Genomic DNA, 16,249 nt, shown 5'->3' with positions numbered 1-16,249 from the left:
GGCCGCGCCCTTGTGGCAGACCGCGCGCGATATTCCAACGCCGCGGCCGCCGCTCGGTTGTCTTCGGACGGGCCGCGGATTAGGGGCAGCGGGGTGAACAACAGCATCGAAATCGGAATCGACGAGCGCGGTCAGGGTGTGCGCATCGAGGTGCAGGAACTGCTCGCCACGCGCCTGCTCGTCCAGGGCAATTCGGGGTCGGGCAAGTCGCACCTGCTGCGCCGCCTGCTCGAACAGAGCGCGGGCCTCGTCCAGCAGGTGGTGATCGATCCGGAGGGCGATTTCGTCACCCTCGCCGACGCCTACAGCCATGTCGCGATCGACGCCGGCGACTATAACGAGCGCGAGATCGCGACGATGGGCGCACGCATCCGCGAGCATCGCGCCTCGGTCGTCCTCAACCTCGAAGCGCTCGATATCGAGGCGCAGATGGGCTGCGCCGCCGCCTTTCTGAACGCGTTGTTCGACGCGCCGCGCGAGCATTGGTTTCCCGCGCTCGTCGTCGTCGACGAGGCGCAGATGTTCGCGCCGAGCGCGTCGGGCGACGTGTCCGACGCGGTGCGCCGCGCCAGCCTGTCGGCGATGACCAACCTGATGTGCCGCGGCCGCAAGCGCGGCCTGGCCGGCGCCATCGCGACCCAGCGCCTCGCCAAGCTCGCCAAGAATGTCGCGGCGGAGGCAAGCAACTTCCTGATGGGGCGCACGTTCCTCGACATCGACATGGCGCGCGCCGCCGACCTGCTCGGCATGGAGCGGCGGCAGGCGGAGGCGATCCGCGACCTCGAACGCGGGCATTTCCTGGGCCTCGGTCCCGCGATCGCGCGGCGCCCGGTCGCGATCCGCATCGGCGCAACCGAGACGCGCAGCCGCGCGGGAACTCATAGCCTGCTGCCGCTGCCCGACGCCGAGCCGCAGGACATGCGCACGATGCTGTTCGCCGAGATGGAGAGCGCGGCGCCCCCGCCGGCGCCCCTGCGTCCCGTCCCGGTCGCCGCGGCCGAGGTGATCGAGCGCATCGCCCATCACGAAGCCGACGCGTCCGCCGCGGACGACATATCGGCGCCCGCGGCCGCCGACAGCATCGATGCCGGCGCGGTGGTCGAGGCGGTGCTGCGCGACATGCTCGGCGATGCCGAAAGCGCCTATCAGCCGGAGACGATCCTCTATCAGGATTTCTCGGTGCGTTGCCGGATGCAGCGCCTGCGCGCCGCGCCGTTCGACCTAGCCGAGTTCCGCCGTCGCTTCGCGCTGGCGAAGGGCGGCATCCTCGACCCGGCCGATCCGCACTGGCGCGACCTGCTCGGCGCGGCGGCGCGGCTGCCCGACGACATGCTCGCGCCCTTCCTGCTCATCGCCCGCGCGGCGATGGACGGGGCGCCCTGCCCCGACGAGGAAGCGCTCGGCCGCGCCTATGGGACGCGGTCGCAGGGGCGCGTGCGGCGGCTGCTCGACTATATGGAGAAACAGGGCGTCATCGTGGTGCGGTCGAGCTTCGGCGGCCAGCGCTCGGTCCACATTCCCGAACTCGGGCTGGCGACCGAAGCGGCCTGACCCGCCGTCCCTTCACGGCCGCAGCACGACCTTTCCGATCACCTCGCGCCGTTCGAGCATCGCGAAAGCCTCGCGCCAGTCGGCAAGGTCGAGGGCGGCGTGGACGTGCGGGCGGATCGTCCCCTCGGCCGCCAGCCGGTCGACCGCCGCGATATTCTCGACCCCTCGCGCGGGAAAGCGTCGGCCATATTCGCCAGCGCGCACGCCGACGACCGAAAACCCCTTGATCAGCGGGATGTTCGCCGAAACCGCGGGAATGCGGCCCGACGCGAAACCGACCACCAACAGGCGCCCGCCAAAGGCGATGCAGCGCGTCGATTCGTCGAACACGTCGCCGCCCACCGGGTCGAAGATTACATCGGCGCCGGCCCCGCCGGTCAGTGCCTTCACCGTGTCGCGGAACCCCGGATCGGCGGCGATCAGCGCATCGGGGGCGTAGAGGCGCGCGATTGCCGCGCGCTTGGCTTCGCTGCTCGCCGCCGCGATCACGCGCGCGCCGAGCGCCTTCGCAAGGTCGACCGTCGCCAGCCCGACACCGCCCGCAGCACCGTGCACCAGCACCCAGTCGCCGGGCTCGACGCGCGCGCAGCGAACGAGCGCGACATAGGCGGTCAGATAGGCGACCGGACAGGCGGCGGCGGCCTCCCATCCCAGCCGGTCGGGCTTCGGCCGCAGCGCGGCGGCCGGGGTGACGATATGTTCGGCCATCGCGCCAAAGCGGTTGCCGCCGACCACCGCGTCGCCCTTGTGCCAAGCCGTCACCCCCTCGCCGACGGCATCGACCTCGCCCGCGAATTCGAGCCCCGGAACGAAGGGCAGGTCGGGTTTGAGCTGATAGGCGCCGCGCGTCATCAGCAGGTCGGGGAAATTGACCGCCGCCGCGCGCACCCGCACTCGCACCTCGCCCGGTCCCGGCTGCGGCACCGGCAGGTCGGCAAGCGCGACGCCGGCATGATCGGGCAGCAGTTCGCGAACCTGCAACGCACGCATCAAAAAAGCCTTTCCTATATTATCCCTATATGGTTCGTTTTATGACTTCTAAAAACCACAGGAGTGAAACATGCCGAATGCCGATCCATCGACCTGCGATGCCGACACCCTGATCGATGCCGTCATCGACCGCGAGGGCCGATATGTAAACCACCCGGCCGACCGCGGCGGCCCGACCTGCTGGGGAATCACCGAAGCGGTCGCGCGCGCCGAGGGCTATGCCGGGGACATGCGCGCGCTGCCGCGCACGGTGGCCGCCGCGATCTATCGCCGCCGCTATTGGCTGCAACCGCGTTTCGACCGGGTCGCGCTGCGTGCACCGCGGATCGCGGCCGAACTGTTCGACACCGGCGTCAACATGGGCACCGCGACCGCGACGGGCTTTCTCCAGCGCGCGCTCAACGCGCTCAACCGCGGCGCGCGCGACTATCCCGATATCGCGGTCGACCGGCTGATCGGCCCGCGCACCCTGTCGGCGCTCGACGGCTTTCTCGCCGCGCGCGGCAAGGGCGGCGAGACCATCCTGCTCCGCGCGATGGAGGCGCTGCAGGGCGAACGCTACATCGCGCTCGCCGAACGCCGCCCGAGCCAGGAAGCCTTTCTCTACGGCTGGCTCGCCAACCGCATCGGGCAGAACTGACCCGATGCGATTCACAGTGAAGTTGCACGGATTCTCTTACGGAAAGGAACAATCGACATGAGCATCTTCGAAGGGCTGATCGGTCCCGTCGCGGGCCTGATCGACAAGATCATTCCCGATCCGGAGGCGCGCGACCGCGCCAAGCTCGAACTGCTGAAACTCGAAGGCAGCCAGGAACTGGAAACGATCCGCACCCGGATGAGCGCGATCATCGCCGAGGCCAACAGCGCCGACCCGTGGACCAGCCGCGCGCGGCCCAGCTTCCTCTACGTCATGTATGCGCTGCTGCTGTGGGCGATCCCGATGGGGCTGATCGCCGCAGCACGGCCGGAGATGGCCCAAGGCATCGCCGACGGCATGAACGCCTATCTCGCCGGCATCCCCGAATCGCTCTACGCGCTCTTCGGCACGGGCTACCTCGGCTACACCGCCGCAAGGGCATGGGGCAAAGCCAAGGGGATCGAAGGCTGATCGCCTGCGGGTAGGCTGCCTCCTCTCCCGCCTGCGGGAGGGGAGATCAGGCGCATGACTACCCCGCCAGCGCGGCCTTGACCGCCGCGACCGCGGCTTCGGCCGCGGCGCCGTCGGGGCCGCCGCCCTGCGCCATGTCGGGACGGCCGCCGCCGCCCTGCCCGCCGAGCGCCGCCACCGCCGCCTTGACGAGGTCGACCGCGCTACGGCTGCCCGCCTGATCGTCGGTCACGCCGACCGCGACCGAGGCGCGTCCGTCGTTGACCGCGACGAGCATCGCGACGCCGCTGCCGACCTGCTTCTTCATGTCATCGACCGCGCCGCGCAGCCCCTTGGGGTCGAGCCCATCGACGACCTGTGCCAGGAACTTCGTGCCGCCGACCTCGTCGACCGCCGGGCCGCCGCTTGCCGCGCCGCCGCCCCCGCTACCGCCGAGCGCGAGCGCCTTCTTCGCCTCAGCCAGTTCGCGCTCCGCCTTCCGGAGCGCCTCGGCCATCGCCGCGGCGCGCGCGGGCACTTCGTCGGGCGCGGTCTTGAGCGCCGCCGCCGCCGCCTTCAGCGCCTCGTCGCGCCCGATCAGCCACTGGCGCGCCGCTTCGCCGGTCAGCGCCTCGATGCGCCGCACGCCGGAGGACACCGCGCTTTCGCTGACGATCTTGAACAGGGCGATGTCGCCGAGCGCGCGGACGTGGGTGCCGCCGCACAGTTCGACCGAATAGCTGCGGTCGTCGGCCTTGCCCATGCTGAGCACGCGCACCTCGTCGCCATATTTTTCGCCGAACAGCGCCATCGCACCCGCCGCGATCGCATCGTCGGGGGTCATCAGGCGCGTCGACACCGGCTCGTTGGCGCGGATATGCGCATTCACCTGCGCCTCGACGTCGGCGATCTCCTCGGCGGTCAGCGCCTTGGGGTGCGAGAAGTCGAAGCGGAAGCGGTCCTCGGCGACGAGGCTGCCCTTCTGCGTGACGTGCGCGCCCAGCCGGTTGCGGAGCGCCGCGTGCAGCAGGTGCGTCGCGCTGTGATTGGCGCGGATGCGGTCGCGGCGCGCGGCATCGACGCTCAGCCGCACCGTGTCGCCGACCTTGAGACTGCCCGCCTCGAGCGTCGCCTGATGCGCGTGCAGCCGGCCGAGCGGCTTGCTCGTGTCGCGCACCGTCGCCTTCGCGCCGCCCAGCGTGTCGATCGTTCCGGCGTCGCCCATCTGGCCGCCGCTTTCGCCATAGAAGGGCGTCTGGTTGGTGAGCACGACGACGGTGTCGCCCGCCTTCGCCTCTTCGACCGGAACGCCGTCGCGAACGAGCGCGATCACCTCGCCCTCGCCCTCGGTCGAGGTGTAGCCGGTGAATTCAGTGCCGCCGTTCGCTTCGGCGAGGTCGAACCAGATTTCGTCCGACGCCTTTTCGCCGCTGCCCTTCCACGCCGCGCGCGCCGCTGCCTTCTGCTGCGCCATCGCGGCGTCGAAACCCGCGCGGTCGACCGCGATGCCCTCTGCGCGCAGCGCATCCTCGGTCAGGTCGTAGGGAAAGCCGTAGGTGTCATAGAGCTTGAAGGCGACGTCGCCGGGCAGCGTCGCGCCCTTGGCCATTCCCACCGTCGCCTCGTCGAGCAGCCGCAGCCCCTTGTCGAGCGTCTGGCGGAACTTGATCTCCTCGCGCTCGAGCGTTTCGGAGATCAGCGCCTGCGCGCGGATCAGCTCGGGATAGGCGGCGCCCATCTCGGTGGTCAGCGCCGGCAGCAGCCGGTGCATCAGCGGGTCCCGCGCGCCGAGCAGGTGCGCGTGGCGCATCGCGCGGCGCATGATACGCCGCAGCACGTAGCCGCGCCCCTCGTTCGACGGCAGCACGCCGTCGGCGATCAGGAAACTCGACGCGCGCAGGTGATCGGCGATCACGCGGTGGCTGGCCTGCGTCGCGCCCTCGGCCGGAACGCCGGTCAGGTCGACCGACGCGGCGATCAGCGCCCGGAAGGTGTCGATGTCGTAATTGTCGTGGACGCCCTGCAGCACCGCCGCAAGACGTTCCAGTCCCATGCCGGTGTCGATGCTGGGCCGCGGCAGGTCGACGCGCTCGCCGCCGGGCAGCTGCTCATATTGCATGAACACCAGGTTCCAGATCTCGATGAAACGGTCGCCGTCCTCTTCGGCCGATCCCGGCGGGCCGCCCCAGATATGATCGCCATGATCATAGAAGATTTCGCTGCACGGCCCGCACGGACCGGTATCGCCCATCGACCAGAAATTGTCGCTGGTCGGGATGCGGATGATCCGTTCCTCGGGCAGCCCCGAAATCTTGCGCCACAGGTCGAACGCCTCGTCGTCGGTGTGGTAGACGGTGGCGGTCAGCTTGTCGGCGGGCAGGCCCCACGTCTTGTGGACGAGGGTCCAGGCATGGTGGATCGCCTGTTCCTTGAAATAGTCGCCGAACGAGAAATTCCCCAGCATCTCGAAGAAAGTGTGATGGCGCGCGGTATAGCCGACATTGTCGAGGTCGTTGTGCTTGCCGCCCGCGCGGACGCACTTCTGCGACGAAGCCGCGGTGCTGTAGGGCTTCTTCTCCAGCCCCGTGAAGACATTCTTGAACGGCACCATCCCCGCGTTGACGAACATCAGCGTCGGGTCGTTGAACGGCACCAGCGGCGCCGACGGTTCGATATGGTGCCCTTCGCCCGCGAAATAGTCGAGGAAGGAGCGGCGGATGTCGTTGGTCGATGTCATGCGCGCGAATTAGGGATTTTGGCGCGGTGCGACAAGGTGATTAGTGGTCCGCACGATTATCGGCCTTCCATCCGTTCAGCGGCAGGCGCCTCCGCATCAGAAAGCCGTCGCGATCCCCTTGCCCAGATAGCAGGGAAGCTGGTGCAGCACGTCGGCCTTGGGCACGCCCTCCTCGATCAGTTCGGGCGGCACTTCGGAGGTATCGGTGCGCACGATGGTGAAGCCGGCGCCCGGCGCGGCGCGATGGACGACGACATAGCCGCAGTCCATCGTTCCATCCGCCCGGTCGCCCCGGAAATCGAACGCGGCATAGACGCCGGGCGGCTGCCCTGCGGGGTCGAGATACCAGCTCAGCCGCAGGATGCGCAGCCTCCCGTCGGCCCACAATGTGCCGCGCTTGCGCAGGTTCATCTCCCATTCGAGCCGCGGGCTCGACGCCTGCAGCGACAGGCGCAGCATCGCATAGGCCGCATCGTAATCGCGCTTCGCCAGCGCCGCGACATAGGCGGCGAAGCGGTCGATCGCCCCTTCCTCGTCGGCCGCGGCGGGCGCGAAGGCGACGCCTTCGGGCGCGACGACATCGCGCTCGACCTCCGGGCCGAGCTGCGGCGGCGCCGCCATCGCGGGGCCGGCCGCGAACAGCGCCGCGCCGATCGCCAATGCGATGCGCCGGACGGGAGCAGTATCAATAGCCATAATAGGCGCCGCCCTTGTCGCGCGCGCGGCGCCACGCCGGACGGTCGTGGCAGGCGTTCACGAACGCCGCCAGCTTCGGGTAGCGCGGCGCCATGCCCTGCATGATCGCGATCTCGGCGGGAAAGCTCAGCATGATGTCGGCGGCCGACAGGCTGTCGCCGATGAAATGGCCGTTCGTGCCGAGACGGCTTTCCATATAGGCGAAATGCGCATCGAGCTGCTGCACGATCCGCGGTTCGAGGACCGCCGCCGCCTCGCCGAGCCGCGCGGTGTAGATGCGCAGCAGGATCGGCGTCATCGCCGATCCCTCGGCGAAATGCAGCCATTCGAGATGGCGGACATGATCGTCGGTGCCGTGCGCGGGAACCAGATGCCCGCCGCCGTGCCGCTCGCACAGATATTCGACGATCGCCCCCGACTCGGTGATCACGCGGCCGTCGTCCTCGATCACCGGCGACTTGCCGAGCGGATGGACCGCCAGCAGTTCGGGCGGCGCGAGGTTGGTCGCCGGGTCGCGGTCATAGAAGCGGATGTCATATGGCGCGCCGATTTCCTCGAGCAGCCAGAGGATGCGCTGCGAACGGCTGTTGTTGAGGTGGTGGACGATCAGGCTCATCGATTCTCCTTTCGCGGCACGGTTTGTCCCTTTCGTCACCCTGAACTTGTTTCAGGGTCCATGGTCTGCCCCTCACCTGAAAGGCGGCGCAAAAGGAGGGGTCCGGCCATGGATGCTGAAACAAGTTCAGCATGACGAACGGATGAGGCAGCGCGCCGAACGCCAAATCCCAACCGACCATAGAACGCAATCGGGCTCGGATGGAAGCAATGTCGGGTCTGCGATGGGAAAACCTGCGAGGGATCGAGATCGGCAAAGCGGCGAAAGATCGAAGGTTACGCTCATCGGCTTTCGAAGCCGCGCGCGCGAACGAACCTTTCGGCCGCTCCCAGCCCCGTTTCGCCCGACCAGCCCGCAAGTGGCATCGCTCATCCGACATGATTTGACACAAAGGAGTGTTGCTAATGCGACTAATTCCTATTAGCGGACAGGAAGCCGCCGATGGGAGCGGCATTCACAGGAGCCCATTATGCGTGCCCGCCTTACCGGCCTGACCATTGCCGCGCTCGTCCCCTCTGCGCTCGCCGCCCAGACGAATGCCGGCGACGGCAGCGACGCCATGTCGAACGAGATCGTCGTGATCGCCACCGGCCAGAGCACCGCGTCGGCCAGCACCAAGACCGACACGCCGCTGATCGAAAATCCGCAGACGATCACCGTCGTCAATCGCGCCGAGATGGATATTCGCGCGGTCGATACGGTGTCCGACGCGCTTTCCTATGTCGCGGGGGTGCAGGCGCAGCCGCAGGGCAACGACAACCGGGTCGACGAGATCACGGTCCGCGGCTTCGGCGCCGGCGGCTTCGGCAGCAACAACAATTTCGTCGACGGTCTGCGCCTTCCCGCGGGGGGACAGTGGACGCGCCCCGCCTTCGACCCGTTCGGGTTGCAACAGGTCGATGTGCTGAAGGGTCCGTCGAGCGTCCTGTACGGCCAGACCGCGCCCGGCGGGATCGTCAACCTCGTTACCAAGAAGCCGACCTTCCGCGCGCATGGCGAGGTGCTGTTCCAGGGCCAGGCCTTCGGAGACCTCGACCGTGCGCGCCTGCTGGCGGGCGCCGATGTCGGCGCACCGTTGTCGGACAATGTCGCGGTGCGGTTCGTCGGCCTCGCCTCGCATGGCGAAACGCGCGCGAAGGACATGCCGAACTCGCGCTATTACATCGCGCCGAGCGTGACCTTCCGCCTCGGCGCCGACACGACATGGACGCTGCTCGGCCAGTATCAGCGCGACGAGGGCGCTTCGACCTTCCAGTTCCTGCCGATGCGCGGCACGCTCAACGCGTCGAACGGCAAGTATATCCCGCTCGACGCCAATCTCGGCGAGCCCGGCTGGAACGATTTCGACCGCGACCAGTATCTGGTCGCCTCCTTCTTCGAGCATCGCTTCGGCGACGGCTTCGCGATCCGCAACAACACGCGCTATACGAAGATCGACAGCTTCTATCGCGCGGTGGTGATGGGCGGCGACACGCTGACCGCCTGTCCCGCCAACATCCCCGGCTGCATTCCCGGCCAGACGATTCAGCGGCGCGCGGTGCAGGGGCGCGGCGAATCCGAAGGCTGGGCGACCGATACGCAGATCGAGGCGCGCTTCGCGACCGGCGCGATCGAACATGTCGTGCTGGGCGGCGTCGATTATTTCCACACCGACTGGTCGCACGACCGCGATGGCGTCGCGCCGGCGCTGGTGCTGCCGCTCCTCGACATTTTCGACCCCGTTCCGCGCGGTGCCTCGGGCTATGCCACGGCGCTGAGTCCGCAGATCTATGGCGGCGCCGTGTCGAAACAGACCGGCCTCTATCTGCAGGACCAGCTTTCGGTCGGCAATCTGCGCCTTTCGATCGGTGCACGCAACGACTGGGCGACCGACAATCTGTCGAACAGCTTGAACAACACGGGTTTTCGCCTGAAGGCGGAGGCCTTCACCTGGAACATCGGCGGCGTCTACCTCTTCGATTTCGGTCTCGCCCCCTACGCCAGCTATTCGGAATCCTTCCTGCCGCTGCAGAACGATCCGGTGACCAATGCCACCGGCCGCCCTTTCGTGCCGACGACGGGGCAGCAATATGAGTTCGGCCTGCGCTATCAGCCGCCCGGGCAGAACATCTATCTGACGCTTTCGGCTTTCCAGATCACGCAGCAGAACCTGCTGACGGCCGATCCGGCGGGGACCCGCTGCGGCCCGACCCTGACGCCCTGTCAGGTCCAGCTTGGCGAAGGACGCTATCGCGGGCTCGAATTCGAAGGCCGCGCGACGCCGACCGACGCGCTCACGCTGATCGCCACGGCGACGCGGATCAAGGCGAAGGTGACCGAAGGCGCGGCGGCGCAGATCGGCAATGCCCTGCCGCAGATTCCCGACTGGCAGGCATCGCTCTTTGCCGATTATCGCATCAAGGCCGGACCGCTCGACGGCTTCGGTTTCGGCGGCGGCGTGCGCTACACCGGGGACAGCTGGGGGCTCGTCAGCAACGACCCGCTCTTCGCGATCCCTTCCTACACGCTCTTCGACGCGTTCCTCCGCTACGACGTACCCGATTCGGGCCTGTCGCTCGCGGTCAACGTCCGCAACCTCGCCGACAAGCGCTATGTCGCGACCTGCACCGCGACGCAGGCCTGCTATTACGGCCAGGGCCGCACCGCGACCGCGCGCCTGCAATATCGCTGGTGACGATGGAGATTCATCGGATGCAAATCGAACGATCGATCCCGTCGCGGCGCGCGGCGCTGACGCTGCTCGGCGCCCTGCCGCTGGTGCTTGCCGGCTGCGGCAAGGCCGACGACAGGCGCAAGGCGGGCGCGGATGCCCCGCTCACCGACCTGCGCGACCGCCCGCTCGACCTGACGCTGCCTGCGACGCCGCTGACGATCGACGACGGCCGCTACCTGATCGCGCTGTCGCTGATCCATCCCGATCCGGTCAGCCTGCTGTCGGGGTGGTCGGGCGACGTCAACCGGATCAGCCCCGAACAGTATAAAGCCTATGTCGCGCGCTTTCCGAAGCTCGCCACGCTGCCCAGGACGCCCAACTCGTCCGACGAGTTCAGCGTCGAGGCGGTGCTCGCCGCGGCGCCGAAAGCGGCGGTCGTCTCGCTGGGTTCCGGCCCGACCGACGCGCAGGTCGCGCAACTGACCGGCGCCGGCGTCGATGTCGTCTTCATCGACTTTTTCTCGCACCCCTTCGAAAACCAGGCGCGCAGCCTGACCCTGCTCGGGCGCCTGATCGGTCGCGAGGAGCAGGCGGCGGCCTACAACAAATTCCGTCAGGACAAGCTCGACGTCATCAGCAAGCGCGTCGCCGCCATCCCCGCCGACAAGCGCCCGACGGTGTTTCTGGAGGCGCATGCCGGCAACGGCCCCGATTGCTGCAATTCGCCCGGCAAGGGCAACGTCGGCGACTATATCAGCTTCGTCGGCGGCAGGAATATCGGCGAGGATGTGATCAAGGCGCCGTTCGGCAAGCTCAACCTCGAATATGTCATCGACCGCAATCCGGACGTCTACATCGCCACCGGCGGCCCGCATCTGGAAAAGGCCGGCGGCTTCGTCGTCGGCCCGCAATATGACGAGGCGCGGTCGCGCGCGTCGCTGCGGAAGGTGACCGAACGCCGCGGGATCGCCAGCCTGTCGGCGGTGCGCGCCGGACGCGTCCACGGCCTGTCGCACCAGATGATCAATTCGCCCATCGACATCGTCGCGACCGAGGCGCTCGCCAGGTGGATACATCCCGACCTGTTCGGCGATCTCGATCCGCAGGCGACGCTCGACACAATCAACAGGCGGTTTCTCGCGGTCCCCTACACCGGAAGCTACTGGACCGATCTCCAGCCCTCCCCCGCTTCAACAGGAGAATGACATGGTTATGCGCAATGCCTTCAAACTGTCGGTGGCTCTCGTCACGCTAGCTGGTGCAACGGCCGCATGGGCGGAGCCGGCGGTCGACCGCTCGGTCAAGGTCGCTCCGGGCGGGCTCTACGAGATCGTGCAGAACGGCGCCGACAACGACATCTATATCGCAGCGGTCGGCCCGCGCGGCGAAGACAAGGGCGCGATCGTCCGCCTCGACGGCAAGACTCTGCAGCCGAAGGGGTCGATCGACGTCTCGACCAGCCCGCTCTACGGCCTCGCGATCAACCAGACCACGCAGACCCTTTACGGCACCGATACGCGCAACGGATCGGTATCGGCAGTCGACCTCGCAACGGGCAAGGTCGTCGGAACCGTCAAGGTCGGCGAAAAGGCCCACGTCCGTCAGGTCGCCGTCGATGAGGGCGCGAACAAGGTCTATGTCACCGTCGTCGGCGCGATGCGCGGCAGCGACACGCCCAGCGCCATCTGGGTGATCGACGGCAAGAGCAACACGCTCGACCGCGTCATCGCGGTGCCGGGCATTTCGCTCACCGGACTGGCGCTCGATCCGGCGAAAAAGCGGATCTTCTCGACCGGCATGAGCAGCAACGACGTGATCGTCCTCGACAGCGACAGCGGCGCGGTGAAGGCCCGCTGGCCGAGCGGCGGCGAGAATGCCATCAACGTTGCCTATGACGGCACGGCACAGCGCCTGTTCGTCGCCAACCAGGGCAACGGCGTGCTCGGCGTGATCAACGCAAGGGACGGCTCGCTGATCAAGGCGGTCCCCACCGGGGAAGGCGCGCTCAGCGTCGCCTACAACGGCGCCGTGGACCAGATCTATGTCGCGAACCGCCGCGCCGGGACGGTTAGCGTCGTCGATGCGAAAACCTATGAGAAGCTCGCCGATCTGGAAACGGGTACCTTCCCGCAGACGATCGCGATCAATCGCGCCGACAACAGCGTCTATGTGACGAACAAGGCGCGCGGCCTGCCGCGCGACGCCGCACCGGGGACGCCGCCGGTCGACGATCCGAAGGGCGACACGGTCACGCTGATCCGCCCCTGACCGGCCGCGGAAAGAATCGAAAGCCGCCCGATCCCAAGCGGAACGGGCGGCTTCCTTACAATATATCGTCGATCACCATGCGCAGCGACCCGCGCTCGCAATGATCGATGCGCGCCCGCACTCGCCAGACGTCGGCCAGCACCGCGGGCGTGATCGCTTCTTCGGGCGGCCCCGCGGCGGCCACCTGCCCTTCGGACAACACCACGACGCGGTCGGCGATCCGCGCCGCCGCCTGCAGGTCGTGAAGCACGAGCACGGCGATCATGTCCTGCTCGCGCGCCAGCGAACGCACCAGATCGAGCACGCGCACCTGGTGATTGAGGTCGAGCGCACTCGTCGGTTCATCGAGCAGCAGCAGGCGCGGTGCGCGCACGAGCGCCTGCGCGAGCGCCGCGAGTTGCCGCTGCCCGCCCGACAGCTGATCGATTCCGCGCATCGCCAGCGCTTCGATCCCGACCCGCCCGAGCACGGCCATCGCGCGCTCCGCCGCATCGCCACCATGGCCCTGCCCGGTGGGCGACGCTTCGAGCGCGCCGATCACCGTTTCGAGCACGGTGAGCGCGATTCCCTGCGGCAGCGTCTGCGGCATGTAAGTCACCGCTTTCGCACGGTCGGCGAGCGGCAGGCCGTTGAGTTCGTCCCCGTCGAGCCGGATCGAGCCGCGCGCGGGCGTCAGGCCGGCGAGCGCACGAAGCAGCGTGCTCTTCCCCGCCGCATTGGGGCCCAGCAGCGCGACCGTTTCGCCGCGCGCGATCGGCGGCAGCGACAGATGCTCGATCACCGCGCGGTCGCGATATCCCGCCGACAGGTCGGTGACCTGGATGCCGGCGCTCATGCCCCCTGCCTTCCGCTGCGAAAGATCAGGAACAGGAAGATCGGGACGCCGATCATCGCGGTCACGATGCCGACCGGCATCAGCACCCCCGGCACCAGCAGCTTCGACAGCGCCGACGCGACCGACATGATCGCGGCACCGGTGAACAGGCTGGCCGGCAGCAGATAGCGATGATCCTCACCCAGCAGCATGCGCGCGATATGCGGGCCGACGAGACCGATGAACCCGATCGCGCCGACGAAGGCCACCGCGGTCGCGGCCAGCAGGCTGATGCGAAAGAGCGACAGGAAACGCAGCCGCCCGACGTCGACCCCGAAACTCTGCGCCCGGTCCTCGCCGAGCCGGAGCGCGGTGAGCGCCCTGGCCGATGCCAGCGAAAAGGGCGCGACGGCGAGCAGGACGAGCGCGAGCACGCTGACATTGCTCCACGTCGCACGCGACAGCGACCCCATCGTCCAGAAGACGAGCTGCTGCAACGCTTCCTGCGACGAGAGGAACTGCACGAGCGAGGTCAGCGCGTTGAAGGCGAAGACGAGCGCGATGCCGAGCAGGACGAGCGTCTGTGCGCCCGCCGCGCGCTGCCGCGCGACCGCCTGAAGCAGCAGCATCGCGAGGAAAGCGAAGAGAAAGGCGTTGAGCGACACCATCCAGTCGGCCGCCCAGCTTCCCGCGAACGGCAGACCGATCCCCAGCACGATCGCCAGCGACGCACCGAAGGAAGCGGCCGACGACACGCCGAGCGTAAAGGGACTCGCCATCGGATTGTCGAGGATCGTCTGCATTTCGGCGCCCGCGAGCGACAGCGATGCGCCGACCATCACCGCCATCATAGCATAAGGCAATCGCACGTCCCAGATGATCGCCCGCTGTCCCGGCGTGATCCGGTCGGGATAGGCGATGCCGTACAGCACGTCGCGCGCCCCCATCCCCGACGGGCCGGTCACCAGATCGGCGACGAAAGCCGCCACCGCGATTGCCGCGATCAGCGCGATGACCATCACGCGCCGCCGCACCGTGCGCCGATAATCGACCAGCATGGCTTTCATCGTCGGAGAGGGTCCGGCTAACCGGATCATGACATTTTGTTTCCCTTGGATTGGCATGGGTTGATCGAACGGCGCATCGATGCCATCCGCCTTATTGAAAACCGCTCGCAATTCCAGCCCTAATCGGACCATGACCGCTTCCGCCACCCCCGCCACCGATCCACGCATCGCCGAATGCCTGTCGCTGAGCCTGCCGCGCGGGGATGCGGCCTATCGCGTCGACCTCCACGTCCCGGCGGGCGAAGCACCCGTCGGGGGCTGGCCCGCGATGCTGATGCTCGACGGCGAAGGCTGCTTCGCGACCGCGGTGGAAGCCTTGCGGCGGATGAGTCGCCGTCCCGACGCAACGGGAACCGGACCGATGATCCTGATCGGCCTGTCGTCGCCCGACCGCGACCCGCAGGACCGTCATCGCGAACGCGATTTCGGCGCGCGCGGCGGGGCGTCGGATTTCGCGCGTTTCGTCGAGGCCGATGTGTTCGCCGCCGTCGCGGCACACGCGCGGCTCGATCCGCGACGCCTGACCCTCTTCGGCCATTCGCTCGGCGGCTATCATGCGCTGTGGATGCTGGCGCATCGCCCGCATCTGTTCGCCGCGATCGCCGCGATCAGCCCGTCGATCTGGTGGGACCCCGAAGGCCTGCGCGACGCCTTGCGGAACGCACCGCTCGGCGGCCAGCGCGTCCTGCTCTGCGTCGGCGAGTGGGAGGAGGAACTGCCGCCCTGGCAGGCCGCGCGGCAGGACAGCGATGCGGTCCGCAACCGGCGGGCCGAGCGGCAGATGGTGGCGCGCGCCCGCGACATGGCGGCGCTACTCGCGGACCGTCTCGGCCCCGCGAACATCCAGTACCGGATGCTTGCCGAAGAAGATCATGCGTCGATCATATCCGCCGCCATCTAGGCGACGTTTACATTCACGCGGCACATTTGATGGCTGCGACGAGATTGAGGAAGCCAGCGTAGTTTCTGGCGAGCTTGTCGTATCGGGTTGCGATGCGTCGGAAGTGTTTGATCTTGTTGAAGAAGCGTTCGATGAGATTACGTTCTTTGTAGAGATGGGAGTCGAAGCTGCGCCATTGCGCGGTTGTTCGGCGCCGCGGGACGACTGGTTTTGCGCCGCTGGCGGCGATGGCGTCCATGGCGCGCTGCCCGTCATATCCCTTGTCCGCGAGAACATGTCTGGCCTGCAATCCGTCGAGCAGGCCTTCGATCTGGGTGATGTCGTTGCGCTCTCCGCCTGTCAGGAGGAAGCGGATCGGGTTACCCAAAGCGTCGGTAGCAGCATGGATTTTGGTGCTCAGGCCGCCTTTTGATCGGCCCAGCGCGTGAGCTTCAAACCGATCTTCGGATCGATCGCTTTTTTTGGGGCACCGGCACTATGCTGATGCGCCCGCACGATGGTGCTGTCGACGAGGATGTACTCGAAGTCGGCATCATCGCTCAGCGCCGCAAAAAGCCGTTCCCAGACCCCATTGCGGCACCAGCGGTTGAACCGCTGATACACCGTGTGCCAGCGCCCGAACTCCTTCGGCAGAACGCGCCAATGCGCTCCCGACCGCGCCAGCCACAAGACCGCCTCGACAAACAGCCGATTGTCTCGGCCCGTCCGGCCAGGATCGCCTGCCTTGCCCGGCAAATGAGGTTCAATCCGCTCCCAAAGCGCGTCGCTTACTTCCTGTCGATCCATCCATGCCGACCTCCAAACAGCCAGCAGCTTGAATCACAATCCTGCGCCAATGGAAATCCTGAATGTAAACGAAACCTAGG

General features: G+C 67.6%; 13 protein-coding genes and 1 pseudogene. 7 read left to right on the top strand and 7 right to left on the bottom strand.

Annotated features, from left to right (window positions below; translation table 11 throughout):
- Positions 1–93 precede the first annotated feature (93 nt).
- Positions 94–1,551, top strand: a complete 1,458-nt coding sequence (locus ABS88_RS02465) for a helicase HerA domain-containing protein (protein ID WP_076075838.1) — start codon at positions 94–96, stop codon at positions 1,549–1,551.
- Between the two features lie 12 nt (positions 1,552–1,563).
- Here ABS88_RS02465 and ABS88_RS02460 read toward each other — a convergent pair whose 3' ends face one another.
- On the bottom strand, positions 1,564–2,541 hold the full coding sequence (locus ABS88_RS02460; RefSeq protein WP_076075841.1) for an NADPH:quinone oxidoreductase family protein: 978 nt from the start codon (positions 2,539–2,541) through the stop codon (positions 1,564–1,566).
- Between the two features lie 70 nt (positions 2,542–2,611).
- On the opposite strand from ABS88_RS02460, the gene ABS88_RS02455 reads away from it, so the two are divergent.
- Together ABS88_RS02455 and ABS88_RS02450 are read left to right on the top strand one after the other, a co-directional pair.
- Complete coding sequence (locus ABS88_RS02455; protein WP_076075844.1) at positions 2,612–3,181, top strand: glycoside hydrolase family 108 protein; 570 nt, start codon at positions 2,612–2,614, stop codon at positions 3,179–3,181.
- 57 nt (positions 3,182–3,238) lie between these two features.
- Entirely contained in the window at positions 3,239–3,652 is a 414-nt protein-coding gene (locus tag ABS88_RS02450; protein ID WP_067105766.1) for a holin family protein, read from the top strand.
- Positions 3,653–3,710: 58 nt separating this feature from the next.
- Here ABS88_RS02450 and alaS read toward each other — a convergent pair whose 3' ends face one another.
- From alaS to ABS88_RS02435, 3 genes are all read right to left on the bottom strand, one after another.
- On the bottom strand, positions 3,711–6,368 hold the full coding sequence (gene alaS, locus ABS88_RS02445; protein WP_104959507.1) for an alanine--tRNA ligase: 2,658 nt from the start codon (positions 6,366–6,368) through the stop codon (positions 3,711–3,713).
- 96 nt (positions 6,369–6,464) lie between these two features.
- Entirely contained in the window at positions 6,465–7,064 is a 600-nt protein-coding gene (locus ABS88_RS02440; RefSeq protein ID WP_076075851.1) for a hypothetical protein, read from the bottom strand.
- On the bottom strand, positions 7,054–7,680 hold the full coding sequence (locus tag ABS88_RS02435; protein ID WP_076075854.1) for a glutathione S-transferase family protein: 627 nt from the start codon (positions 7,678–7,680) through the stop codon (positions 7,054–7,056). The genes ABS88_RS02440 and ABS88_RS02435 overlap by 11 nt, the downstream gene beginning before the upstream one ends.
- A gap of 469 nt (positions 7,681–8,149) precedes the next feature.
- On the opposite strand from ABS88_RS02435, the gene ABS88_RS02430 reads away from it, so the two are divergent.
- From ABS88_RS02430 to ABS88_RS02420, 3 genes are read left to right on the top strand one after another with little or no spacing between them, the layout of a single operon-like run.
- Positions 8,150–10,354 carry a TonB-dependent siderophore receptor gene (locus ABS88_RS02430; protein ID WP_286748971.1) on the top strand — a complete coding sequence of 735 codons (2,205 nt, stop codon included), beginning with the start codon at positions 8,150–8,152 and terminating at the stop codon, positions 10,352–10,354.
- A 17-nt stretch (positions 10,355–10,371) separates the two neighbouring features.
- Positions 10,372–11,538: an ABC transporter substrate-binding protein gene (locus tag ABS88_RS02425; protein ID WP_076077941.1), complete on the top strand. Its 1,167-nt coding sequence runs from the start codon at positions 10,372–10,374 to the stop codon at positions 11,536–11,538.
- Between the two features lies 1 nt (position 11,539).
- Positions 11,540–12,601 carry a YncE family protein gene (locus ABS88_RS02420; protein WP_076075859.1) on the top strand — a complete coding sequence of 354 codons (1,062 nt, stop codon included), beginning with the start codon at positions 11,540–11,542 and terminating at the stop codon, positions 12,599–12,601.
- 55 nt (positions 12,602–12,656) lie between these two features.
- Here the strand turns inward: ABS88_RS02420 and ABS88_RS02415 are convergent, their stop codons facing one another.
- Complete coding sequence (locus tag ABS88_RS02415; RefSeq protein WP_076075862.1) at positions 12,657–13,436, bottom strand: ABC transporter ATP-binding protein; 780 nt, start codon at positions 13,434–13,436, stop codon at positions 12,657–12,659.
- The gene (locus ABS88_RS02410) at positions 13,433–14,512 is read right to left on the bottom strand and encodes a FecCD family ABC transporter permease (protein WP_076075865.1); all 1,080 of its coding nucleotides are present in this window, start codon (positions 14,510–14,512) and stop codon (positions 13,433–13,435) included. The genes ABS88_RS02415 and ABS88_RS02410 overlap by 4 nt, the downstream gene beginning before the upstream one ends.
- 100 nt (positions 14,513–14,612) lie before the next feature.
- Here ABS88_RS02410 and ABS88_RS02405 point away from each other — a divergent pair, with 100 nt between their 5' ends.
- Positions 14,613–15,383 (top strand): alpha/beta hydrolase, encoded by a 771-nt coding sequence (locus ABS88_RS02405; RefSeq protein ID WP_286748968.1) that lies wholly within the window; start codon positions 14,613–14,615, stop codon positions 15,381–15,383.
- 13 nt (positions 15,384–15,396) lie between these two features.
- On the opposite strand, the pseudogene ABS88_RS02400 reads toward ABS88_RS02405, so the two are convergent.
- Positions 15,397–16,169 (bottom strand): annotated as a pseudogene (locus ABS88_RS02400) (IS5 family transposase).
- Positions 16,170–16,249 lie beyond the last annotated feature (80 nt).

It is taken from the genome of Sphingopyxis sp. SCN 67-31 (assembly GCF_001725095.1).
The sequence above is the reverse complement of the archived record's forward strand: the minus strand, read 5'-3'. Positions and strand labels throughout refer to the sequence as shown.

Coding starts and splice junctions, on each gene's coding strand:
- ABS88_RS02460 (WP_076075841.1), bottom strand. CDS start 2,541: ATGCGTGCGTTGCAGGTTCGCGAACTGCTGCCCGATCATGCCGGCGTC.
- ABS88_RS02455 (WP_076075844.1), top strand. CDS start 2,612: ATGCCGAATGCCGATCCATCGACCTGCGATGCCGACACCCTGATCGAT.
- ABS88_RS02450 (WP_067105766.1), top strand. CDS start 3,239: ATGAGCATCTTCGAAGGGCTGATCGGTCCCGTCGCGGGCCTGATCGAC.
- alaS (WP_104959507.1), bottom strand. CDS start 6,368: ATGACATCGACCAACGACATCCGCCGCTCCTTCCTCGACTATTTCGCG.
- ABS88_RS02440 (WP_076075851.1), bottom strand. CDS start 7,064: ATGGCTATTGATACTGCTCCCGTCCGGCGCATCGCATTGGCGATCGGC.
- ABS88_RS02435 (WP_076075854.1), bottom strand. CDS start 7,680: ATGAGCCTGATCGTCCACCACCTCAACAACAGCCGTTCGCAGCGCATC.
- ABS88_RS02430 (WP_286748971.1), top strand. CDS start 8,150: ATGCGTGCCCGCCTTACCGGCCTGACCATTGCCGCGCTCGTCCCCTCT.
- ABS88_RS02425 (WP_076077941.1), top strand. CDS start 10,372: ATGCAAATCGAACGATCGATCCCGTCGCGGCGCGCGGCGCTGACGCTG.
- ABS88_RS02420 (WP_076075859.1), top strand. CDS start 11,540: ATGGTTATGCGCAATGCCTTCAAACTGTCGGTGGCTCTCGTCACGCTA.
- ABS88_RS02415 (WP_076075862.1), bottom strand. CDS start 13,436: ATGAGCGCCGGCATCCAGGTCACCGACCTGTCGGCGGGATATCGCGAC.
- ABS88_RS02410 (WP_076075865.1), bottom strand. CDS start 14,512: ATGATCCGGTTAGCCGGACCCTCTCCGACGATGAAAGCCATGCTGGTC.
- ABS88_RS02405 (WP_286748968.1), top strand. CDS start 14,613: ATGACCGCTTCCGCCACCCCCGCCACCGATCCACGCATCGCCGAATGC.